Origin of the sequence: Streptomyces sp. PA03-5A, assembly GCF_033792725.1 — a bacterium.
GTDB lineage: Bacteria > Actinomycetota > Actinomycetes > Streptomycetales > Streptomycetaceae > Actinacidiphila.
Genome location: NZ_JARAVL010000002.1, coordinates 13447 through 35738, shown reverse-complemented (window position 1 = coordinate 35738; position 22292 = coordinate 13447). Strand labels below are relative to the sequence as shown.

Annotated in this window: 22 protein-coding genes; 6 read left to right on the top strand and 16 right to left on the bottom strand. The window is 74.3% G+C overall.

Translation table 11 applies throughout. The features are described 5' to 3' along the window. Nucleotides 1-55 precede the first annotated feature (55 nt). The gene (locus PV410_RS02695; RefSeq protein ID WP_500322037.1) at nt 56-2572 is read right to left on the bottom strand and encodes a beta-glucosidase; all 2517 of its coding nucleotides are present in this window, start codon (nt 2570-2572) and stop codon (nt 56-58) included. Nucleotides 2573-2721: 149 nt separating this feature from the next. On the opposite strand from PV410_RS02695, the gene PV410_RS02690 reads away from it, so the two are divergent. Beyond that, nucleotides 2722-3345 carry a TetR/AcrR family transcriptional regulator gene (locus PV410_RS02690; protein WP_500322036.1) on the top strand — a complete coding sequence of 208 codons (624 nt, stop codon included), beginning with the start codon at nt 2722-2724 and terminating at the stop codon, nt 3343-3345. A gap of 49 nt (nt 3346-3394) precedes the next feature. Here PV410_RS02690 and PV410_RS02685 read toward each other — a convergent pair whose 3' ends face one another. From PV410_RS02685 to PV410_RS02670, 4 genes are all read right to left on the bottom strand, one after another. Further along, on the bottom strand, nt 3395-4402 hold the full coding sequence (locus PV410_RS02685; protein ID WP_500322035.1) for an NADP-dependent oxidoreductase: 1008 nt from the start codon (nt 4400-4402) through the stop codon (nt 3395-3397). A 171-nt stretch (nt 4403-4573) separates the two neighbouring features. After that, complete coding sequence (locus PV410_RS02680) at nt 4574-5290, bottom strand: SCO2400 family protein (RefSeq protein ID WP_500322034.1); 717 nt, start codon at nt 5288-5290, stop codon at nt 4574-4576. A gap of 137 nt (nt 5291-5427) precedes the next feature. Continuing rightward, entirely contained in the window at nt 5428-6291 is an 864-nt protein-coding gene (locus PV410_RS02675) for an SMP-30/gluconolactonase/LRE family protein (RefSeq protein WP_500322032.1), read from the bottom strand. Beyond that, nucleotides 6288-7064, bottom strand: coding sequence for an IclR family transcriptional regulator (locus PV410_RS02670; protein WP_500322030.1), 777 nt, complete (start codon nt 7062-7064; stop codon nt 6288-6290). Before PV410_RS02670 ends, PV410_RS02675 begins: the two co-directional genes overlap by 4 nt. Before the next feature lie 235 nt (nt 7065-7299). On the opposite strand from PV410_RS02670, the gene PV410_RS02665 reads away from it, so the two are divergent. After that, a complete protein-coding gene (locus PV410_RS02665; RefSeq protein ID WP_500322029.1) occupies nt 7300-9207 on the top strand; it encodes a glycosyltransferase in 1908 nt (635 codons plus the stop codon). Nucleotides 9208-9320: 113 nt separating this feature from the next. On the opposite strand, the gene PV410_RS02660 is transcribed toward PV410_RS02665, so the two are convergent. Continuing rightward, nucleotides 9321-10547: a glycoside hydrolase family 6 protein gene (locus tag PV410_RS02660; RefSeq protein ID WP_500322028.1), complete on the bottom strand. Its 1227-nt coding sequence runs from the start codon at nt 10545-10547 to the stop codon at nt 9321-9323. A gap of 200 nt (nt 10548-10747) precedes the next feature. On the opposite strand from PV410_RS02660, the gene PV410_RS02655 reads away from it, so the two are divergent. Further along, entirely contained in the window at nt 10748-11089 is a 342-nt protein-coding gene (locus tag PV410_RS02655) for a chaplin (RefSeq protein ID WP_499511747.1), read from the top strand. Between the two features lie 60 nt (nt 11090-11149). On the opposite strand, the gene PV410_RS02650 is transcribed toward PV410_RS02655, so the two are convergent. After that, complete coding sequence (locus PV410_RS02650; RefSeq protein ID WP_500322027.1) at nt 11150-12676, bottom strand: S8 family peptidase; 1527 nt, start codon at nt 12674-12676, stop codon at nt 11150-11152. Between the two features lie 307 nt (nt 12677-12983). Between PV410_RS02650 and PV410_RS02645 the strand changes: the two genes are divergently transcribed. Together PV410_RS02645 and PV410_RS02640 are read left to right on the top strand one after the other, a co-directional pair. Beyond that, nucleotides 12984-13259: a chaplin gene (locus PV410_RS02645; RefSeq protein WP_500322025.1), complete on the top strand. Its 276-nt coding sequence runs from the start codon at nt 12984-12986 to the stop codon at nt 13257-13259. 62 nt (nt 13260-13321) lie between these two features. Next, nucleotides 13322-13615: a hypothetical protein gene (locus PV410_RS02640; RefSeq protein ID WP_500322023.1), complete on the top strand. Its 294-nt coding sequence runs from the start codon at nt 13322-13324 to the stop codon at nt 13613-13615. Between the two features lie 131 nt (nt 13616-13746). On the opposite strand, the gene PV410_RS02635 is transcribed toward PV410_RS02640, so the two are convergent. From PV410_RS02635 to PV410_RS02605, 7 genes are all read right to left on the bottom strand, one after another. Next, a complete protein-coding gene (locus PV410_RS02635; protein WP_499511751.1) occupies nt 13747-14031 on the bottom strand; it encodes a hypothetical protein in 285 nt (94 codons plus the stop codon). 134 nt (nt 14032-14165) lie between these two features. Next, nucleotides 14166-15419 (bottom strand): beta-ketoacyl synthase N-terminal-like domain-containing protein, encoded by a 1254-nt coding sequence (locus PV410_RS02630; protein ID WP_500322022.1) that lies wholly within the window; start codon nt 15417-15419, stop codon nt 14166-14168. After that, a complete protein-coding gene (locus PV410_RS02625; protein WP_500322021.1) occupies nt 15416-16714 on the bottom strand; it encodes a beta-ketoacyl-[acyl-carrier-protein] synthase family protein in 1299 nt (432 codons plus the stop codon). Before PV410_RS02625 ends, PV410_RS02630 begins: the two co-directional genes overlap by 4 nt. After that, nucleotides 16711-17616, bottom strand: a complete 906-nt coding sequence (locus PV410_RS02620; RefSeq protein WP_499511754.1) for a cupin domain-containing protein — start codon at nt 17614-17616, stop codon at nt 16711-16713. The genes PV410_RS02625 and PV410_RS02620 overlap by 4 nt, the downstream gene beginning before the upstream one ends. Nucleotides 17617-17941: 325 nt before the next feature. Then, the gene (locus PV410_RS02615) at nt 17942-18142 is read right to left on the bottom strand and encodes a hypothetical protein (RefSeq protein ID WP_500322019.1); all 201 of its coding nucleotides are present in this window, start codon (nt 18140-18142) and stop codon (nt 17942-17944) included. Nucleotides 18143-18185: 43 nt separating this feature from the next. Continuing rightward, nucleotides 18186-18986 carry a family 1 encapsulin nanocompartment shell protein gene (locus PV410_RS02610; protein WP_500322018.1) on the bottom strand — a complete coding sequence of 267 codons (801 nt, stop codon included), beginning with the start codon at nt 18984-18986 and terminating at the stop codon, nt 18186-18188. Beyond that, nucleotides 18983-19984 (bottom strand): Dyp-type peroxidase, encoded by a 1002-nt coding sequence (locus PV410_RS02605; RefSeq protein WP_500322016.1) that lies wholly within the window; start codon nt 19982-19984, stop codon nt 18983-18985. Before PV410_RS02605 ends, PV410_RS02610 begins: the two co-directional genes overlap by 4 nt. Before the next feature lie 126 nt (nt 19985-20110). Here PV410_RS02605 and PV410_RS02600 point away from each other — a divergent pair, with 126 nt between their 5' ends. Then, nucleotides 20111-20770 carry a YoaK family protein gene (locus tag PV410_RS02600; RefSeq protein WP_500322014.1) on the top strand — a complete coding sequence of 220 codons (660 nt, stop codon included), beginning with the start codon at nt 20111-20113 and terminating at the stop codon, nt 20768-20770. Between the two features lie 17 nt (nt 20771-20787). Here PV410_RS02600 and PV410_RS02595 read toward each other — a convergent pair whose 3' ends face one another. Both PV410_RS02595 and PV410_RS02590 read right to left on the bottom strand, forming a co-directional pair. Beyond that, the gene (locus PV410_RS02595; protein WP_500322013.1) at nt 20788-22017 is read right to left on the bottom strand and encodes a cytochrome P450 family protein; all 1230 of its coding nucleotides are present in this window, start codon (nt 22015-22017) and stop codon (nt 20788-20790) included. A 67-nt stretch (nt 22018-22084) separates the two neighbouring features. Beyond that, a complete protein-coding gene (locus tag PV410_RS02590; RefSeq protein ID WP_500322011.1) occupies nt 22085-22285 on the bottom strand; it encodes a hypothetical protein in 201 nt (66 codons plus the stop codon). Nucleotides 22286-22292: the final 7 nt, after the last annotated feature.

Here is a 22292-nt window from a genome sequence, read left to right as displayed (position 1 = left end):
CGACGACGACCCCGCACCCCGGGGAGGCTGTCAGGGACCTCCCCGGGGTGGTGGGTCAGCCGCCCACGGCCACCGGCACCGTGAGACGGCGGTCGGCGACGCTGCGCGCGACCTCGGCGGTGTACGTACCCGCAAGAGTGCGCCAGTCACCCTCCGAGGGGTCCCAGATCTGCGCGGCACGGCGGGGCAGCGCGATCCGGGCCTCCGTCACGGCGCCCGCCGGAAGCTCCACCGGGAGGAATCCGGCCAGGACGCGGGCCGGGCGCCCGCCCGCCGGGTCCTCGCCCGCGGGCGCCGCCAGGTAGACCTGGACGACCTCCCGCCCGGCCCGGTCACCGGTGTTGCGCAGCCGTACGGTGAGCGTGCCCAGGGTGCCTCGCCCGCCGTCCGCTTCCGGCCCCTCCGCCGGTGCGAAGGAGGCGTCCTCGTAGGCCCAGTCGGTGTAGCCGAGCCCGTGCCCGAACGGGTACGCGGGCTCCGCCCCGGCCCGCTCCCAGGCGCGGTAGCCGATGAAGACGCCCTCGTCGTAGCGCAGGACCCCGTCCCGGGGCACGACCTCGCCGACCGGGGCGTCGGCCAGCCGGGCCGGCCAGGTGGTGGGCAGCCGGCCGCCGGGCTCGGCGGCGCCGAGGAGGACGTCGGCGAGCGCCGCGCCGGCCTCCTGTCCGGGGAACCACCCGATCAGCACCGCGGCGGCCTCCTCGCGCCACGGCATCTCCACCGGCGATCCGGCGTTCACCACGACCACCGTCCGAGGGTTCACCGCGACCACCGCGTGCACGAGTTCGTCCTGACGGCCCGGCAGCCGCAGGTCCGCGCGGTCGAATCCCTCGCTCTCGACCCGCTCGGTGGTCGCGACCACGACCACCGCCACTTCCGCCTCCCGCGCCGCCGCGACGGCCTCCGCGATCAACTCGTCCCCGTCCCGCTGCGGTTCGCCGTGGACGAGCGAGAAGACGACCGCCCGGACCGGCCCCCTGCGGTCCTGGGGCAGGGCGTGGGTCAGTGAGACCTCGACGGGCACCCCGGCGGTCAGTACGACCCGGCCGCGTTCGACGGGCGCACCGAACATCCCCTCGAAGGGACCGGACTCGGGCCCGGCGACCTGGGTCCCTTCGTAGACCGGCGCGCCGTCCACGACGAGCCGGAAGCCGCCCAGCCCCCGGGTCCCGAAGTGGTGGGCGCCGCTCTCGCGGGGGGTGAAGGTGCCGGTCACCTCGACGGAGTGCAGGGTGTCGTGGGTCACCCCGTCGGGCAGGTCACCGCCCATCCACTGCACGTGGCCCCCGGGCAGCGTGCAGGTGCCGAGGACCTCGCCCGCCGCGTCCCGGCAGACCGCGCGCAGCGCGAAGCCCGGCCCGGCGGGCGCGAGTTCCTCGTTGGGGTCGGCGCCCACGGCGTAGGCCAAGGGGGTGCCCTCCGGCAGCGCCGCGCGCAGGCCGTCCAGCGGCGCGACCACGTGGGCGGGGAAGACCTGCGCGGACCCGCCGCCGAGCACCCGGGCGTCACGCGCGGCCGCGCCGATGAGCGCGATCCCGCGCACCGCGGCGGGGTCGAACGGCAGGACGGGCCGCCCGTCGCGCGGCTCGTTGCGGACCAGGACGAAGGAGCGGCGGGCGATCTCCCGGGCGAGCGCGGGGCCGTCGATCGCGGCGGGGATCCGGTCGGCGGGCACCGCCGCGGGGGTGTCCGCCAGCAGGCCCACCCGGGCGGCGAGCCGCAGCACGTTGCGCACCGCCGTGTCCACGGCGGACTCCTCGACGCGGCCCTCGCGCACCGCGCGGGCCAGCGCCTGCCCGTAGACGGTGCGCGGTCCCGGCATGGCCACGTCGAGGCCGCCGGCGAGGGCAGCGGCGGTGTCCCGGGCGGCCGCCCAGTCGGAGACGACGAAGCCGTCGAAGCCCCACTCCTCGCGCAGCACCTCGTTCTGCAGGCGGTGGTGCTCGGTCATCGTGGTGCCGTTGACGGAGTTGTAGGCGGCCATGACGCCCCAGGGACGGGCGTCCCTGACGATGGCCTCGAAGGGCGCGAGGTAGAGCTCGCGCAGGGCGCGCTCGCCGATGACGTTGTCGACGGTGAAGCGCTCGGTCTCGGCGTCGTTGGCGACGAAGTGCTTGACGGTCGTGCCGACCCCGCCGTCCTGGACGCCCGCGACGTAGCCGGTGCCGATCTCACCGGTGAGGTACGGGTCCTCGGAGTACGCCTCGAAGTGCCGCCCGCCCAGCGGCGAACGGTGCAGGTTGACGGTCGGGGCGAGCAGGACGTGCACGCCCTTGCGGCGGGCCTCCTGGGCGAGCAGCCGCCCGGTGCGGCGGGCGAGGGCGGGGTCCCAGGTGGCGGCGAGCGCCGTGGGGCTGGGCAGCGCGATGGAGGGGTCGTCCGCGGTCCAGCGCACGCCGCGCACCCCGATGGGCCCGTCCGACATGACCAGCGAGCCCAGTCCGATCTCGGGCAGCGCGGGCAGCGACCACATGTCCTGCCCGGCCAGCAGCCGTGCCTTCGCGTCGAGGTCGAGCTTGCCCAGCGCGCGTTCGACCGCGTCGTCGAGCGGGGTTCCGGAGGTGTCGCTCATGGGGTGGACTCCTTCGTGAGGACGTGACAACCCGTCGCCTGCCTGCCTGACTGGTCGCCATCCTCCGGCCCGCGTCCTGTTGATCGGTAGGTGTCGTCACCTCTTCGTTACTTTCGGCCCGTACCCGGCACCGGGCTAGGCTCACGCCTGTGACTGCCAACGACCGCGGCCGGGGACTCGGCCGCGCGGTCCGCAACGAGGACCGCAAGGCGGAGATCATCCAGGCCGCCCTCGAAGTGATCGCCGAACGCGGCTACCGGGGGGCTTCGCTGGCCGCCGTCGCGGAGCGGGTCGGGCTCACGCAGCAGGGGCTGCTCCACTACTTCCCGACCAAGGAGGCCCTGCTCGTCGCGGTGCTCGAGGTCCGCGACCGGTGGGACATGGCCTCGGCGGCGCTGCACGGCACGGCCTGGCCGATGGAGATGGTGGCCAACCTGGTCGAGTACAACGCCACCCGGCCGGGCGTCGTCCAGGTCTTCAGCGTGCTCGCCGGCGACAGCGTCACCGAGGACCACCCGGCGCGGGAGTACTTCAGGGACCGCTACACACGGGTGCGCCGCTGGGCCGCCGACTCGCTGCGCGCCGAGTACGGCGGGACGCTGCCCGGCGGCCTCACGCCCGAGCAGGCCGCCCCGTTGCTCGTGGCCGTCATGGACGGTCTGCAACTGCAGTGGCTGCACGACCCCGGCGAGGTGGACATGCCCGCGGTCTTCCGGCGCTTCGTCGCCCTGCTCGATCCGGCCCGCGACGCCGGGGAACCCGGCGGCGCGTGAGGGGCGCACCCATCCGGGCACGCCCCTCGTCCCCCGTTCCCGCCCGCTGCTAATCGGGCAGACGCACCAGCATCTTCCCGGTGTTGTCACCGCGCAGGACGCCGAGGAAGGCCTCCAGGTTGTTCTCGATCCCGTCGACGACGGTCTCGCGGTAGCGCAGCCTGCCCTCGCGGATCCAGCCGCCGACCTCCTGGACGAACTGCGGCTGCAGGTCGTAGTGGTCACCGACGAGGAAGCCCTCGATGCGCAGCCGGTTCTGGATGAGCCGGGACAGGTTGCGGGGGCCGGGGGCGGGCTCGGTCGCGTTGTAGAGGGCGATCATGCCGCAGACGGCCACCCGGCCGCGCAGGTTGAGGGCGCCGATGGCCGCCTCGAGGTGCTCGCCGCCCACGTTGTCGAAGTAGACGTCGATGCCGTCGGGCGCGGCCGCCGCCAACTGCTCGGCCACGGGGCCGTCCTTGTAGTTGAAGGCGGCGTCGAAGCCGTACTCCTCGACGAGGAGCTTGACCTTCTCGTCCGAACCGGCGCTGCCGATGACCCGGGAGGCACCCTTGAGCTTGGCGATCTGGCCGACCTGGCTGCCGACCGCGCCCGCCGCGCCGGAGACGAAGACCGCGTCGCCCTCCTTGAGGCCGGCGACGCGCAACAGGCCCGCGTAGGCGGTGAGGCCGGTCATCCCGAGCACGCCCAGGTAGGTGCTGAGCGGGGCGAGGTCGGGGTCGACCTTGACCGCGGTCTCCGCGTTGACCAGGGCGTACTCACGCCAGCCGAGGAAGTGCAGCACGTGGTCGCCGGGGGCGAAGCCCTCCGCGCCCGAGGCGACGACCCGGCCGACCGCGCCGCCGTGCATCGGCTTGTCCAGCCGGTACGGCTCCGCGTACGACTTCGCGTCGTTCATACGGCCCCGCATGTAGGGGTCGACCGACACGTAGAGGTTGCGCACGAGGATCTCACCGGGTCCGGGCTCGGGGACCTCGGTCTCGCGCAGCGCGAAGTCCTCGGGCTTCGGCCACCCGTGCGGGCGGGCGACCAGGTGCCATTCACGGCTCTTCGGCATGGGGGAACGCCTCCAAAGCTTTAGGTTCTTAACTAACCATGAGCCTGGATGTTTGAGGAAGTCAAATAAATCGGCATGGGCGTGTCCCGTCGCACACCGCGGCGACGGCCGGTGGGGCCGCAGGACGGAGCGGGTCGGTGGACGAGCCGGGGAGGACGGGCCCGGTGCCCGTCAGGTGCACCACCACAGGAAACGGGTGCAGGAGGGCGTCGGCTTCGGCGTGTGCGTGGGGGGCGCGGACGCCGGGCTCGAGTTCTGCGGCGCCGAGGTGGTGGGGCCCCCTCCGGCGGGGGGCTTGGTCCCGGAGCCGGCGGGCGGGTGGCTGACCGAGGCGGAGGCCGAGGCCGAGGGGGACGACGACTCCTTGTCGCTCTTGGAGGCGCTGGGCGACGCGGAGGCGCTCGCGCTCTCGGACGCCGGGGCGTCGGAGGCGGGTGCCGCCGGGTCCCCCGAGGTGTCGTCGCCGGGCGAGGAGGTCGGGCGCGGGGAGGCGCCGTCGGTCCGCGTGTCGTCCGAGGCGGCCGAACTCGCGCCCGTCACGTAGCCGGCGAGCGGGAGTTCCGCCACGCTCCAGCCGACGAGCACGATCGCGGCGCCCACCAGGGTGCCGACCAGCAGCCGGGAACGGCGGCGGGTGCGGACGCGGCGGGTGCGGGCCCGGCTGCCGGAACGGCGCGGGGAGCTCTCCGCGGACCCCCGTCCCGCGGCCTTGCGGCGGTCCGCACGACCGCCCTCGGGCGGCGCCGTGGCCTCGCCCTCGTCGGTCCCGGGCTCCTGCACGGGCGCGTCGGCAGGCCCCTGCGCACCGAGCTGGTGAGCGGGCGTTCCGCACCCCGGGCAAGACAGGGCGCCGTTGATGTGCCGTCGGCATGCTGCGCAGTAGTCCATTGCCCCGGCAGCGTATGGGACGCGACGATACGACGTACATATGAGTTGACCGTCGATCCCGTGAAACCTCTGTGAAACCCGGGACATGCGGGTTTAGGGGCCGATCAGCCCCGAATCAACCCCGAACCACCACGGAATCAACCACCGAACGGCACATCGGGCATCCCCTGCCCGGCCCCCGGCACCACCAGCAGCGATCCCGACAGCGGCCGCTCGGCCAGCTCCCGGGCGTCAAGGCCCGTGCTCGCGGAGGTGATGTAGAGATCGGTCAGCGACGGGCCGCCGAAGGCGCAGGCGGTGGGCCGCCGTACCGGCACCTCCACGACCCGGTCCAGGTCCCCCCGCGGGGTGTAGCGGCGGACGGCGGCCCCGTCCCACAGGGCCACCCAGACGCAGCCCTCGGCGTCCACGGTGAGGCCGTCCGGGAGCCCCGCGGCCTCCTCGACCTCCGCGAACGGCCGCCGCCCGCGGACGAGTCCGGTGTCCCGGTCGACGTCGAAGACGTCGACGCGCCGGGTCGGGCTGTCCACGTAGTACATGAGGGAGCCGTCGGGGCTCCAGTCGGTGCCGTTGCTGACGGTCACGTCGTCCAGCACCGGCTCGACCGTGCCGTCCGGGGCCACCCGGCGCAGGGTCCCGCCGCCGGGCGCCTCGTCGTAGCGCATGGTGCCGGCCCACAGGGTGCCCGCGGCGTCCACGGCGGCGTCGTTGGCCCGCCGGCCGGGGACGGGGTCGCGGTGCAGCCAGCGGAAGGCACCGTCCGCGTCGTACAGCCCCACGCCGTCGCGCAGGTTCACCACCACGCCGCCGGCCGCGCGCGGCTTGGCCGCGCCGACGTGCTGCCCGGTCGCCATCACCGACTCGCCGCCGCCGGCCGGGTCGTACCAGTGCACCCGGGAGGCGAGGATGTCCACCCACAGCAACCGCGCGCCGACCGGGTCCCAGGTCGGGCCCTCGCCGAGGCGCGCCCCGGCCTTGAGGGCGAGTTCGACCCCGCTCATCGCGCACCGCCCCGGTGCCCGAGGCGCTCGGACAGCTCGGCGGCGCCCTTGACGGCCAGTTCCTCCAGCTCGGCCCGGCGCTCCTCGGTCCAGCGGATCATCGGCACGGAGATGCTGAGCGCGGCCACCACCCGTCCCGCCGAGTTGCGGACCGGGGCGGCGACGCAGGAGACGTCCGGGTTGGACTCGCGCCGCTCGACGGCGACCCCCCGCTCGCGCACCGCACCGAGCTGGCGCCGCAGTTCGTCGGCCGAGGTGATGCTGTGCTCGGTCATCGCGGGCAGCGGCCCGTCGCCGGGCAGGCGTTCGTCGAGGGCGTCCGGGGGCAGCGAGGCCAGCAGCATCTTGCCGACGGAGGTGCAGTGCGCGGGCAGCCTGCGCCCGGCCGCCGACACCATCCGGACCGCGTGGGTGCTGTCCACCTTGGCGATGTAGATGACGTCGGTGCCCTCCAGGATCGCCACGTGCACCGTCTCGTCGCAGGTCTCCGCGACCGAACGGGCCACCTGCTGACCCTCGGCGGCGAGGTCCAGCTGCTCGGCGTAGCGGCTGCCGAGCTGGTACGTGCGCACGCCGAGGCGGTAGCGGCCGGACTGACCGGGCTGCGGCACCAGGTAGTTGCGCGCGGCGAGGGTCGTCACCAGCTCGTGCACGGTGGTGCGCGGCAGACCCAGCCTGCGGGTGATCTCGGGCGCGGACATCGTGCCGTCGCCTTCGAGGAAGAGCTCCAGGATGTCCAGGGCTCTGGTCACGGCGGGTACGAGACGTCCCATCTCTGCTCGCTCTCTCCGGCGCCTGTTCGATATTCCGTATAGCGATCGGTATCGCGAACGCAGCGTATCCGCGCCGGGTCGTAGCGGGCAATGGCCGCGCACCGCGCCACGCCGATTGTCTGCTTGTCGGATAACTCTAGGGCCCTTTGCTACTTTCTCAGTGCCCATCAGGGGCTTTGCACCGCTTTCCCACCTTTCGGTGATTCCTTCACCTCTCTCCTCCTACGGGGTCGCCGTGACGATCACGCCCAGCAGCATGCGCAAGACGCCCAACCGGCCCGGCGGGCTCGTCCCCTCACCGGCCACCGGCGACGGCGACCGGCCGGCCCCGGTCCCCGGCGCCCCCCGCCGCTACGACTACGCGCGCCACGGGACGCTCGCCGGACCCCTCAACGACCCCCCTCGGCCAGGGGTGCTGTACCGGGTCAGGTACCGCAGCCTGATCTCCCGCGAAGGGCACCGGATCCGCACCTGGCTGCTGCTCACCGCCGCACCCCTGGCCTCGCTGGGCGTGCTGGTCTGGCTCGTGCAGCCGCGCCACTGGACGGCCCGGGAGACCGCGCCGCAGTGGGCGCACGTCGCCGACACCGCGATGCTGGTCTCCCTCGGCCTCCTCGAACTCCTCCGCCTGGTCGCCGTCCTCGCCCACGCCCACGCCACCCTGGTCGCCCGCGACCCGGTCCCGGTCGCCCCGGCACCGGGCACCCGGGTCGCCCTCCTGGTCTCCTCCGCCCCGGGCGGTGAGTCCCTGGAGGAGCTGCGGGCCACGCTGGAGGGCGCGGTACGCGTCCGGCACGAAGGCCCCGTCGACGTGTGGCTGCTGGACCAGGACGACGACCCGGAGGTCCGGCGGCTCTGCGAGACGCTGGGCGTACGGCACTTCACCCGCAAGGGCGTCGCGCGCTGGAACCACCCCAAGGGCGCCCTGCGCGCCGGCGCCCGGCACGGCGACCACAACGCCTGGCTCGACGCCCACGGCGGCGACTACGAGTTCACCGCCGGCGTCGGCACCGGCCAGGTCCCGCTCCCCCACTACCTGGAGCGGATGCTCGGTTACTTCCGCGACCCGGACGTCGCCTTCGTCGTCGGCCCGCAGGTCCACGGCGACCACGACACCGCCGTGACGAGGGCCGCCGAGAGCCACCGGTTCCTCGTCCACGCCTCCGCGCAGCGGGCCGGCAACCGTTACGGCTCCGCCCTGTTCACCGGCACCACCGACGTCGTCCGCGTCACGGCGCTGCGGCAGGCCGGCGGGATGTACGACTCCGCCGCTGGCGACCTGGCCACCGGGCTGGAGATCCACGCCCGCCGCAACCCCGCCACCGGCCGCAAGTGGCGCTCGGTCCACACCCCGGACGTGGTGGCCGTCGGCCGGGGACCGTCCTCCTGGAACGGCTTCTTCGCCCAGGAACTGCGCCGCAGCCGCGGCACCTACGAGTCCCTCCTGCGGCAGTTCTGGAAGGCCCCGTGGAAACTGCGCCCCGGCAGCCTGCTCACCTACACGCTGGCGGCCGCCCGTTACCCCCTCTCGGGCCTCGGCTGGATCCTCTCCGCGCTGGCCTGCGTGCTCTTCCTGGGGCTCGGTGCCTCCGGCGCCCCCTTCGACCCCACGGTGTGGCTGGCGCTCCACGGCGCCGCCGTCGCGTTCCGGATCGCCCTGTGCCTGGGGACCCGAGGGCGCAACGCCGGCCCCCACGGGCCGAAGGGGTCCTTCGGCGTCGCGGGGTTGCTGATGTCCGCGGTGTCCGCCCCGCTCCACGTACTCTCCCTGGTACGGACGGTGCTCCGGCGCCCGCCGGGCCGGCTCGCCACGGCCGAGGGCGGCCCGGCCCGCCCGGACCGGCTCGCCACCTTCCGTGTCCACCTGCTCTGGGCGGCCCTGCTCGCCGGTTCGCTGCTCGCCTCGGTCCCCCGCGGCCACGCCCACCCGGCGCTGCGCGTCTGGGCCGCGATCGCGCTGCTGACCTCCCTGGTCCCGCTGCTGGTCTGGCGGTGCAGCGTGCTGCGGCGCCGGGTGGCGGACGTCCTGGCCGCTCGGCAGGCGCGACGGGCCCGGCGTACGGCCAGGGGCCGGCACCGCGCGCCCAGGCAGCGCGCCTCCGCCCGCATGGCGGCGGTACGGCACCACATGGCGCGGCGCTGAGGAACACGGCAGGACCCGGCACACCAGGACGGCCGCCCGGTACGGGCGGCCGTCCTTGCTTCGTCCTTGCTTCGTCCTTGCTTCGTCCTTGCTTCGTCCTCGCTTCGTCCTCCTCAGCCGGGCACCGCGGGCCTCGACGGCGCGGCCGAGGGGGATGTGGAGGGAACGGCCGCCGAAGCCGGGGCGGACGCCGGAGCCGGGGCAGCCACCGAGGGCGGGGCGGACGCCGAAGCCGGGGCGGACGCCGACGGGGTCCAGGTGGGTACGGCGGGGGCGGGTCGCAACGCGCGTGCCGCCGGCCGCCGCCCGGCCTCCCGGGCCAGTTCGAGCGCGTACGCCGCCCACCAGTGCCCCGCGGGCGGCGCCCCCCGGCAGGCGCCGTCGGACTCACCGGGCTGTTTCACCCACAGGTAGGCGTCCACCAGCGGACTGCCGGTACGCACCGTGGGTGCGGGGCCGAGCGCCCGGTCCGGCGGTTTGCACCAGGACTGCGCGTTCCTGCGCACGGCCGCCCAGGGGCCCTTGCCGTTGCGGCTGGTGTCGATGACGTAGTGGGCGCCGCCGAGCAGCCCGGACAGCCGGTCGCCGTACTGCGTGCTGACCCCGGTGGTGTGGAAGCCGGCGACGTTCAGCGCGAAGCCGTCGGCCCGGCCGATCCCGGCGAGCCGCAGCGCCGCGGCGAGCCGGCGCAGGTCGGGGACCCGCCCCGGGTTCCCCGCGTCGAGGTAGACCCGGGTAGCGGTACGTGCCTTGAGGAGCCCCACGGCCTCGGCCAGCAGCGCCGCCCGGCCCGGGGGCGGCCCGGGGGCGGCTCCTCCGCAGCCGGCCACCAGACCGGCGACCGCATCCGGTTCGAGGATCACCACGGCCGGACGGCCGCCGATGCCGCCGGAGACGCCGGTGATCCAGCGGCGGTAGGCGGCCGCGTCGGCGGCGCCGGTCGGGCGGCGGACGCAGTCGCGCCGCGGGAGGTTGTGGAGCACCAGCACCGGGATGCGGTGGGCGCGTTCGGCCGCCGCGGTGATCCGGCGGGTCTCGCCCGCGGCGTCCTGGGTCCGGTCGTCGAGCCAGGTGGCCAGCGGCTGGTCGGCGATCCGCCGCAGCAGCGCGGCGTCCGCCGTCCGGCCGCGGGCCTCCCAGGCGTCGGCCTGCCGGGCGGCCCGGCTGTCCGGGTCCGCCCAGAAGGGGGAGGGCCCGATGGCGGCCGGCGGGGCCTCCGCCAGGGCCGGGCCTGCGGCCCACCCCGGTGAGAGCAGCACCGCCGCTCCGGCCAGCCCGGCCACCACGCGTACGGTGCGTGCGCCAGGTCGTCGGGCACGTGCGATCGCAGCGAGAACCATGTGACCCACCGTCACATCGGCCGCCGGGCCCCGCCGCTTCTGGTGCGCCGAACGGTCGCCCAGAGACCGAATAACTGACGAAGCGTCATGTGCTATCCGAATCCGGTACGACTATTCGGGTGATCATGCGCATCCATGGACAAATCGGGTCGTTGGTCAGATCACGACCTTTGGTCCCCTCCAGTCCGAAAGGATCAGAAGTGAAGCGTTTCTCCAAGGCTGTCGCCCTGACGGTCGCCACCGGTGCCCTCGTCCTCGGTTCCGCCACCACCGCCCTCGCGAGCGGCTACGACGGCGGCGGCAAGGGCGGCAGCCACGGCTACGGCAAGGGTTACGGCAAGGGCTACGGCTTCGACGGCTACGGCTACGGCAACCGCCGCAGCGGTGCCAACGCCCGTGCCATCGCCGCCGGCTCCCCCGGCATCCTGAGCGGCAACGTCATCCAGGTGCCGATCAACGTCCCGATCAACGTCTGCGGCAACGGCCTGAACGCGATCGGCCTGCTCAACCCGGTCGCGGGCAACGTCTGCATCAACGGCTGACGCGAACCGTCACACCTGCCGGGGCCGCCGGAGGTCACGTCCTCCGGCGGCCCCGCCATGTCACAGGCCGTTCGTGTAGGCCGTCAGCCGCGCGGTGCCGTAACCGCCGTCGATGGGCACGTTGCGCAGGGCGTGACCGGTCAGCCACTGGCTGAGCGCCGTGAAGGACGCGTCCCCGTGGGTGTCCTTGTACAGGGCGGCGATCCCGGTGACGTGCGGGGCGGCCATCGACGTGCCGTCCATGTCGCGGAAGCTGCCGTTGAGGTACGCCGACAGGATGCCCATGCCCGGTGCGTGGATGTCGACGCACGTGCCCCAGTTGCTGAACCAGGCACGGCGGTCCTCCTGGTCGATCGCCCCGACCGTGAAGGCCGTCCGCGAGCTGGCCGGGGAGACGAAGCACGCGTTGAGGTTGTCGTTCCCGGCCGCGGCCACCGGGAACACCCCGGCCGCCGCCAGGCCCTCGACGGCCCGGTTGACCGCCGGCGACCAGCGCCCGGAGAGCGACAGGTTCGCCACGGCGGGCTTCTTCGCGTTCCCGGCCACCCAGTCGACGCCCGCGATGACGGCGGAGGTCGACGTGCGCCCGACGCACGGGAAGACCCGCACCGACACCAGCGTCGTCTTGCGGGCGACACCGGTGTAGGTGCCGCCGACGACGCCCGCCACGTGGGTGCCGTGGCCGTTGCAGTCCCCGCCGTCCAGGCCGTCGCCGATCGCGTCGTACCCGGGCACGGCACGACCGCCGAAGTCCGGGTGGGAGAACTCGATGCCGCTGTCGACGATGTACGAGGTGACCTTGGCCCCGGTGGACCGCACCGAGAAACCGGTGCCCCCGAGGGCCCGGTTGTTGATCCGGGTCAGGCCCCAGGGCGTGAAGCCGCCCAGGCTGCGCACTCCCGTCGCCCGCGGTCCGGAGGAGTCCGGTACGGGGGCCGAGGGCGAGGCGGGGCCGGGTGGGGCCTGCGGGACCTGGACCGGCTTGGTCCCGGGCACCGGGGAAACGGACTGCCCCGGCGCCGCGGGGTCCGGTGCGGACTGCTCGGGAGCGGCCTGTTCGGGCACCGACTGCTCGGGCCCAGCCGGTTCCGGCTCCGCCTGGTAGGGCACCGCCTGGTAGGGCACCGCCTGGTCCGGAGCCGACTGGTCCGGAGCCGACTGGTCCGGCCCGGCCGGTTGCGGCATCGCCTGGTCGGGGGACTGCTCAGGCGACTGCCCGGGTGACTGCCCGGGTGACTGCCCGTCCGGTCCCGCTGGCAGGGGTACTCCCTCGCCAGGAGCCTGCTGCGGCCCCTCCTGTTGCGGGCCGGGGCCGGGGAAGTCGACGGGGCCGGACGGCTCGCCCGGGACGTCGCCCGGGTAGGGGGGCTCCAGGTCGGTGTCGGCGGGGGCGTCCTCGCCGAGCGGGATGGCGACCACCGCGTCCTGCTCCACCTGGTCGACGCCGGGCGCGGCGCGTACCCGCTGCGCCTGGGCCGGTGTGAGCCGGGCGGCGAAGCCGGAAAGCGCGTGCCGGTAGGTGAAGAGCGGCTCGACGCCCAGACCGTCCAGGACGGTCCGCGGCGCGGTGCCGTCGTCCAGGGTCACGACGTACTGGTCCGGGATCGCTCCGGGAGGACCGGGCCGTGGTTCCGCCGCGCTCGGGAGGGGCGCCGTCAGGGCGAGGGCGGGAAGAGCAGTTATCAGGGCGGCGGAGGCGGTCCGTCGCAAGGAAATTCGCATCTGCGGAGCTCCTTGACCGGTAGCAAATCTGACGACCCCCCAGGTTTCTGGTTATCAGCTGACCATCCTGGACGCCTTGTTCCGGCGGCTGTTCGGGTGACGCTCCGCATCCGCCCCGCCTTGCGCGTCGTTGACCAGACCGCACGTCAGTGACCAAGGAAAGGAAGAGCTCGTGAAGCGTCTCTCGAAGGCCGCAGTGCTGACCGTCGCGGCCGGTGTCGCGGTGATGGGCAGTGCGGGCGGCGCCCTCGCAAGCGACGGCGGCAAGGACGGCCACTACGACCGCGGCGGTGCCTCGGCCGAGGGTGCGGCCATCGGCTCCCCGGGTGTGCTCAGCGGCAACGTCATCCAGATCCCGGTCAACATCCCGGTCAACGTCTGCGGCAACGGCATCAACGCCGGCGCGCTGCTGAACCCCACAGCCGGCAACGCCTGCTTCAACGTCTGACGGCAGCGCCCGCCCCCGGGCGCCCCGCCATCCGTCCGCACCTCATTCTGGAGCTTCGCAACATGCTGAAGAAGGCACTCGCCTGCGCCACTCTCGCGGTGGCCGCCGCGGGCAGCGCCGCGGCCCTCGCGCCGACCGCACAGGCCTCCGACGTCCACGGCGGGAACTACTCGCAGAACGTCAACGTCCTGCCGCACCTCTGCCTGGACGTGAAGCGGGTCTACGCCCTCAACCCTGTCGCGCTCGACGCGCTGACCGAGACCAGCGGCCAGCAGTGCAACGAGAAGTCCAGCGTGGTGGACGCGCACAAGTCGGCACTGTCCGACCTCGCCGACGTCGGCGCGTACCAGAACTGATCCGGGCGGGATCCACGGCGGCCGTCCCCGGCGTACGGGGGCGGCCGCCGCTCGTGCGTGCCGGCGCGCACGGGAGAAGGGCCCGGCCCCACGGAGTTCCGTGGGGCCGGGCCCTTCGTGTACCCGGTCCCTCAGTTCTGGTAGGCCCCGGCGTCGATCAGGTCGGACAGCGCGGACTTGTGCCCGTCGACGACCTTCGACTTCTCGTTGCACTGCTGGCCGCTGGTCTCGGTCAGCAGGTCGACGGCGAGGGGGTTGAGGGCGTAGATGCGCTTCACGTCCAGGCAGGGGTGCGGGATCAGGTTGACGTTCTGCGAGTAGTTCCCACCCGAGGTGTCGGAGGCCACGGCGGCGGGGACGACGGCGCCGGTGGCCGCGACGGCGAGAGAAGCGCAGGCAAGAGCCTTCTTCAGCATGGGGAGTTTCTCCTCTGGGAGTTCAACGACGTCCTCCGGACGCCGACATCAGGAGCAACGCCCCCCGCCGGGTGGACGTGACGGTCATTGCTCCAGGTTTTCCCTCTTTCACTCCCAGGCCGTAGGGCACGCCGCTAATACGAGGAGTCCGCGACCAACGACCCGAGGACGACGGCGCTGTTGAACCCGCCGGTGCCGCGGGCGAGCACCACGGCCGTCGTCAGCCGTTCCGGCCGTGTCCAGCGGGTGACCAGGCGGACGTCGTACCGCTCGCGGGCGGCCCTCGCGTCGCCGCCCCGGGTGGGCGGGATCACGCCGGTGCGCAGGGCGAGGGCGGCGGTCACCGCGTCCAGCGCGCCGGCGCCGGAGGTCAGCCGGCCGACGCCCGCCTTGGGCACCGTCACCGGTAGCTCCGCCAGCCGGTCGCCGAAGACCCGCTGGAGCGCCGCCGCCTCGGCCGCGTCCCCGGCCGGGTCGCCGGCGCCGTCGGCGAAGACCACGTCCACGTCCCCGGGAGCACGCCCGGCCTGCTCGAGCGCCGTGGTGACGGCCCGGGCCAGCTGGACGCCGTCGGGCGCGGGCGCCGTGTGGTGGTGCGCGTCGTGCGTGGCGGCGTGGCCGAGCAGTTCGGCGTAACCGCGCACCCCGCGCTCGGCGGCGTGCGCCTTCTCCTCCAGGACCATCAGGGCACCGCCCTCGCCGGGGACGAACCCCGAGGCGTACGGGCTGAAGGGCAGGTAGGCCCGTTCGGGGTCGGCGCCGCGGTGCACCGTGGGCAGGGTGGACTGGCAGGCGAGCGCGAAGGGCGACAGCGGCGCCTCGGTGCCGCCGACGATCACGGCCTTGCCGCCGCGCCGCAGCCGCCGCCAGGCGTGCTTGAGCGCGTCCAGGCCGCCCGCGCCGTCCGCGGCGACGACGCCGCAGCCGCCGGTCAGCCCGTGCCGGATGGAGATCTGGGCGGCGCCGGCCGCGTGGAACCAGGCGATGGACTGGTGGGCGCCGGCCTGGCCGGGCTGCCGTGCCCACAGGGCGTGGGTCTCCCGCTGGCCGGACTCGTTGCCGCCGGAGCCGCTGGAGGTGACCACCGACAGGTGGAACGGGGGGTGGTCGGCGGGCCGCAGCGCCGCGTCGGCCAGCGCCATCTCGGCCGCGGCCAGGGCGAACCAGGTCCAGCGGTCGGTCTCGGCGCGCAGGGTGTCGTCGATCCAGCGGGCGGCGTCGAACCCGGTGACCTCCCCGGCCAGCACGACCGGGGAGCGGCTCGCGTCGGGCCTGCCGATCGGCCGGATGCCGTTGCGCCCGGCGACGGTGGCCCGCCAGTAGGGGCGGGCGCCGACGCCGGTGGGGGCGACGACCCCGAGTCCGCTGATGACCGCGCGTGTGGTCATGCCTCCGCCTCCCGTTCAGGGTCCGGCTCCAGGGCCGAGAAGACCATCGCCGACTGGAGACCGCCGAGCCCGCAGGCCACCGACAGTGCGTGCCGCACCCGCCGTTCGCGGGCGAGGACCGGGGTGTAGTCGAGGTCGCACTGCGGGTCGGGCCGCAGGAGGTTGGCGGTCGGCGGGATCACCCCCCGCCGGACGGCGAGGGCGCAGGCGGCCATCTCCAGGGCGCCCGCCGCGCCGAGGCAGTGGCCGATGACGGACTTGACGGAGCTGACCGGGACCTTGCGCGCGTGCTCGCCGAGGGCGCGCTTGTACGCGGCGGTCTCGTAGCGGTCGTTCTGCACCGTGCCGGAGCCGTGGGCGCTGATCCAGTCGAGCTCTTCGGGGGCGATGCCGGCCTCCGACATGGCGGAGATGACCGCCTCGCTCAGGTCGTAGCCGTCGGGGCGCAGACCGGTCATGTGGTAGGCGCCGGTGCGGTTGTCCCAGCCGCGCACCTCGCAGTAGACGGACGCGCCCCGGGCACGGGCGTGCTCCAGTTCCTCCAGGACGAGCACGGCGCCGCCCTCGCCGAGGACGAAGCCGTCGCGCCGGGCGTCGAAGGGCGCCGGCGTGCGCTCAGGGTCGCCGGTGAAGGCGGTGGTGGCGCGGATCGCGTCGAAGCAGGCCACCGTGACCGGGGAGATGGGCGCCTCGCCCGCGCCCGCCAGCATGACGTCGGCCTCGCCGTCGCTCAGCGTGCGGAAGGCGCAGCCGATCGCGTCGACGCCGGAGGTGCAGCCGGTGGAGACGACCGAGGACGGACCGTGCAGACCATGCCGCAGCGAGAGTTCGGCGGCGGCCGAGGAGGGGTGCATCGCCCGGTGGAGGAAGGGCATGCCGTGGTCCGGGCTGACCTCCCAGTGGCGGCCGCCGTCGCTGGCGACCACGTACTCGTCCTCCAGGGTGACGGTGGCGCCGACGGCGGTGCCGAGGCAGACCCCGATGCGGTCGGTGTCCTCGGCTTCCGTGCGCAGCCCGCTGTCGGCGAGCGCCTCGGCGGCCGCGGCGAGCGCGAACTGGGCGAACCGGCCGTTGCGGCGTATCTCCCGGGGGGTGAGCCCGGCCGCGAGGGGGTCGAAGTCGGCTTCGGCGGCGATCCGCGAGCGGTACCGCGAGGGGTCGAAGCGGGTGATCCGGCGGATCGCCGGCCTGCCCCCGACGATCCGCTCCCAGAACGCCTCCCGCCCGACGCCGCCGGCGGCGACGGCTCCGACGCCCGTCACCACCACCCTGCGCGCGGTACGGCCTGCGGTCACCGGTCGACCAGTTCGCGGCCCGGCGCCGGGCCCTCCGTCGCCGGCCCCGTCGCGGTGGCGGCGCGGGCGATGGCGGCGGCTTCCTCGCGGGTCTCGGTGTCGACGTGCCCCAGTTCCGGACGCGGCGCGAGCGGGGCCAGGAAGAAGACGGCGCGGGCCACCGCGTCGGAGGTGTTCACCAGCCGGTGGCGGACCCCGCGCGGGACGAGCAGGGCCTCGTTGGCGGCGACGCTGCGCGGGCAGCCGTCGAGGTCCACCCGCACCTCGCCCTCGACGACGACCAGTTGCTCCTGCGAGTACGGGTGGTAGTGCTCGGCGACGGCCTCGCCCGGACCGACGGTGACCATGCCGCAGAACCCGTCCGTCGTGCCGACCGAGGTGGTGGTCAGCAGGGTGCGGATGTCGCCGCCGCGGCGGGTGTCCGCGTGGGTGTCCAGGGTGCCGACGGGACGGATCCGGCGGGACTCCAGCCGGTCCTTGACGAGCTGCATCTGGACGCGGGAGTTGCTGTTGATGCGTTGCCGCATGCCCTCGTCGTCGACGGGCGCGTCCACCTTCATCCGGAAGTCCTGCAGCCAGCGCATGCGGGTGCTCTCCGGGCCGAGTTCCTCGTACTGCCAGTAGATGTTCATGAACTCGAACGGCCCGGTCTCCAGCCGCCGGGCCCGCACGGTACGGGTGGCCGGGTCGGCGGTGCGCTCGGACACCCAGGACCAGACGCGGCCCTTCTCGTCGGGGTGCATGGTCAGGCGGAAGCGGGTGGTGTCGCCCTCCTGGGAGATGATCTCGGCCTCGGCGTACTCGCTGAACAGGGTGGGCCAGCCGGCGACGTCGTTGGTCCGCAGCCACACGTACCGCAGGGGCGCGTCGATGACGATCTCGTTCTCGGTGTGCATCGTCATCGGGTCCGCACCTCCGCCGCGGGATGGCCGGACTGACGTTCCGTCACTGAGGTCATGGGGGCACTACCTCCAACCGAGCGGGCCGAATAATCACACAATCGGTCCCCGCGGTGACGGAACGTGTCACGCCCTCGCGGCCCGCTCCACCCGTACGGGGGCACACTTCGTGAGGGCCCGTCAGCGGCGCTTCCGGCGCCGGTCGACGCGGGCGTGCGGGACCTCCGCCTCCTCCCCCGTCCCATGCTCCCCGCGCGCCGCTCCCCTGCCGGCGGACGGGGCACGAGGCGGCTGCGTCCGGTGCGCCCGCTCTCGGTGCGGCCCGCTCTCACGCGCGGTGGTGGGGCGCCTCCGTGCCGTCCACGTGGGTGCCGGGCACCACGGGGGCGTGGGCGGGCGGGAGGTCCTCGGGGACGGGCTCGCGACCGCCGTCGTCCCCGCCCGCCGAGGCGGCGTGGCGGGCGGGCCCGCCGGTCCTTACCTCGGAACGGTGCGGCCAGAGCGATGTCTTCCTGTGTTTTCCGGTCATAACGGGCGAATACCCGTACCGGGCGCCCGTCACCCGTCATCCGTCACGCGGCCGTGAGCGCGACCGCCGCCTCCGCCGTGTGCACCAGGAAGGTGAGGGTCTCCTGGAAGTACAGCCGCACGCTGGTGTCGTCGTGCGACAGGTAGCCGATGGACACGTCCTGGCCGATGCGCAGCTCGAAGTCGCCGCCGCGGGTGGAGAGCAGGAACGCCCCGTCGATGGCGGGCGCCCACACGATCTCCCCGTCGAGGAGCCGGGCCAGGTGGGCGTGGATCGGGTAGCCGTAGTGGGAGGTCTCGTTGACGGCGGTGTACGCGTCGGCGCTCAGCGCGAGCGTGTACGGGCCGCCGACGCCGGCGAGGCGGAGCGCCGAGATGGCCTGGCTGACGGCGTTGGGGTAGTCGCGCACGTCCGCGGGGAGGCTCAGCGGCGGGTTCGAGGCGCTCGCGCGGATGCCGGCGATGCCGGCCGCCGCGTACCCCTCGAAGACCGCCCGGTCCTCGGTGAACGCGATGCGCCGGGCGGCGTCCTTCACGGGCTGCCAGTCCGCGTCCTGGGCACCGCGCTCGACGATGTCGACCTCGCTGCGGGCGACCGTGAAGGGCACGCGCAGCTCGACGACCGGCTGCGCGCGGCGCACCCGGGCGAGGACGTCCTCGTGGGGCGCCTCGACCGGGTCGAGGTGGCCGGTGTTCACCCCGGCGAACTCGGGGCCGGCGGCCTCGGGCACGTCGACGATGCGGCGGGCGGCGACATGGCGCTTGAAGGTGCGCCGCGCCTCCTCCTCCAGGTCGTCCCAGGCGGCTTCGGAGATCGGGGCGAGTTCCCGGTGCAGGTTGTTCATGACGTGACGGTCTTCCTCAGGTCGCCGATCCCCAGCGACTTCGCGGCCGGGGCGGCCGCGACGGCGGGCGGATCGGGAAGGTCGTCCAGGAAGTCGGCGGAGGGCACGAAGAACAGCGTGCCGGTCACGGCCCGGGAGAAGTCCAGGATCCGGTCGTGGCTCGCCTGCCCGTCGCCGAGGAACATGTTGCGCAGCATCCGCTCGGTGACCTCGGGCGTCCGCGCGTAGCCGATGAAGTACGTCCCGAACTCGGCGGAGCCCACCCGGCCGAAGGGCATGTTGTCGCGGAGGATCTGCCGCTCGGTGCCGTCCGCTTCGACGATCGTGGTCAGGGCGACGTGGGAGTCGGCGGGCTTGACGTCGTCGTCCATCTCGATGTTGCCCAGCTTGCTGCGGCCGATCACCCGCTCCTGCGCCTCCACGGGCAGGGCGTTCCAGGCGTCGAGGTCGTGGACGTACTTCTGCACGATCACGTAGCTGCCGCAACGGAAGTCCGGGTCCTCGTCGCCGGTCAGGACCGCCTCGGTCGCCTCGGGGCCCACCGGGTTCTCCGTGCCGTCGACGAACCCCAGCAGGTCGCGGACGTCGAGGTACTTGAAGCCGTGCACCTCGTCACGGACCGTGACATGGCCGCGCAGCCGGTCCATGACCAGCGAGGCCAGGGCGAAGCACAGGTCCAGCCGGGTGGCCCGGATGTGGAAGAGCAGGTCGCCCGGGGTGGCGGGCGCCTGGTGGCGGGGCCCGGTCAGCTCGGCGAAGGGGTGCAGTCCGGCGGGGCGCGGCCCGCCGAAGAGGCGGCCCCACACGTTCGACCCCACCCCGGCGACACAGCTCAGCCGCCCGTCCGGGGTGCCGAAGCCGACCGAGCGCTGCAGCCCGGACAGGTCCTCCAGCAGATCGCGGACGGTGGTCTCCCCGCCGGGGTCGACCGTCACGACCAGGAAGATCGCGGACGTGGTGAGAGGGCTGAGCACCGGCTGCGGCAGCGGTTCCGCCATCACCACGCTCCTTCGGTTCGGGGGCGCGCCCGGGTCGGGGCGGGACACGCACAAGTCTGCTCCGGGGCCCGGCCCGGTGCATCCTGACCAGGAGCGGCGGCGAACCCCTGTGGAAGGCGGCTGGACATGAGCGGTGGCCCGGAAGGGGACCGGCAGCGCCTGCTGACCGTGCTGCTGCTCGTCCTCACCGTGCTCAGCGGGCTGGTCGACGCCGTGAGCATCCTCAGCCTGGGCCATGTCTTCGTGGCGAACATGACGGGCAACCTGGTCTTCGTCAGCCTCGGCCTGGCCGGGGCGCCCCAGTTCTCCGTCGTCACCTCGCTGGTGGCCCTTGGCGGCTTCGCCGTGGGCATCCTCTTCTGCCGGGCGGCTCTGGCCCGGCTGACCCGCCCGATCGCGCTGGTGGGCGTGGCCGCGGTGTGCGAGACCGCGCTGCTGGCCTCGGCCACGGCCCTGCATGCGCTGGACGGGCCGCGGCGCGTGCTGGTGGTGGTCTGCGCGGTGGCGATGGGCATCCAGAACGCGATGGCCGGACGCGTCGGCGTCGCGGGCCTGACCACGACCGTGATGACCCGCACCCTGGTCGGGCTGCTCAGCGGCACCGGTGCCACGGCGCCCGACCGGCGGATGGCCCTACGCCAGGCACTGAGCGTCGCCGCCCTGGTGGCCGGCGCCCTGGCCGGGGGCCTCCTGGTGCTCCTGGTGACACCGCCCGCCGCCCTGGGCGCGGCCACCGGGTGCGCGCTGGCGGTGGCCGTGGCGGCGACCGTCGCCGCCCGCCGGTGACCCGTCCTGTACCGCCGTCAGAAACGGACCGGGAGGGCCACCAGGCCGCGGGTGCGCATCGACGGGCGCCACCGCAGCTGCGCGGGGTCCGCGTCCAGGGCGAGCCCCGGGAAGCGGGCCAGCAGCTCGGTGAGCGCGATCCCGGTCTCCAGCCGGGCCAGCGGAGCGCCGAGGCAGTAGTGGATGCCGTGCCCGAGGCCGAGGTGCGCGGTGTCGGCGCGGCCGAGGTCGAGCCGATCGGGCTCGGGGAAGCGGGCGGGGTCGCGGTTGGCCGCGGCCAGCGACAGCAGCACCGTCTCGCCGGCGGGGACCGTCACGCCGCCGATGGTGACGTCCTCCAGCGGGAAGCGCCGGATGGCCAGCGGCGCCGGCCCGTCCCAGCGGGTCAGCTCCTCGACCGCCGCCGCGGCCCCGCCCGGCTCGGCCCGCAGGGCGGCCAGTTGCCCGGGGTGCGTCAGCAGCGCCAGGACGGCGTTGCCGATGAGCTGCACGGTGTTTTCGTACCCGGCGAACAGGACGAGGAAGGTCAGCGACATCAGCTCGTCCTCGCTGAGCCGGTCGCCGTCGTCACGGGCGGCGATCATCGCGGAGAGCAGGTCGTCCTCGGGGTGGGCGCGCTTGCGCGCGATGAGCTGCCCGAAGTACGCGAGCATGGCGGCGACCGCCTCCTTCGCCGCGGAGGGCCGCGACGGGTCCGGGGCGACCAGGGCGTCCGTCCAGCCCCGGAAGTCGCGGCGGTCGCCGGGGGCGACGCCGAGCAGGTCGCAGATGACGCGGATCGGCAGTGGCGCGGCATAGGCGCCGATCAGGTCGGCGCGGCCGTCGGGGGCCACGGCGTCCAGCAGTTCGGCGGCCGTACGGCGGACCGGCTCGCGCAGGTCCGCGACACGGCGCGGGGTGAAGGCCTGCGACACCAGGCGCCGGATGCGGGTGTGGTCCGGCGGGTCCATGTTCAGCAGGTTGGCGTCGAGGGCGGGCGGCAGCGCGAACCCCGAGTAGTTGCCGGGCAGGGCGTTGCGCTTGTCCAGGGACAGCAGCGGGTCGCCGAGCGCCTGACGCACGTCCTCGTACCGGGTGACCACCCAGGCGGGACGCCCGTCGGTACCGGTGACGCGGTGGACGGGACCGGCCTCGCGGAGCCTGCCGTACGCCCCGTAGGGGTCGGCGATCAGCTCGGCGGGGTCAACGGGAGCCTGCCCGGGCGGTGTTGCGTCCGGAGCGGCGTTCGGCGGGGTCGAGGAGGCCATGCCCCCACCCTAAGAGCCGCAGCGTGGCGCTCCGGCCCCTCGCCCGCGGTGGCCGCCTCGGCAGGCCCTAACCGAGCGCCGCCGAGAGGAGGGCGACTGCCACGAGGTAGGCGATCGCGGCCGCGAGGACGACGCCCGCCATGGCGAGCGCCTTCACCGCGGGGGCCAGCCCGGTGCGGGCGTGGGCGGGCGTCCGGCCCCGTTCGAGGTGGCCAACCCGGCGCCCTGTTGCGCGGACCGCTGACGGAGCACCGACGACGCGGTCCACCGGCGGC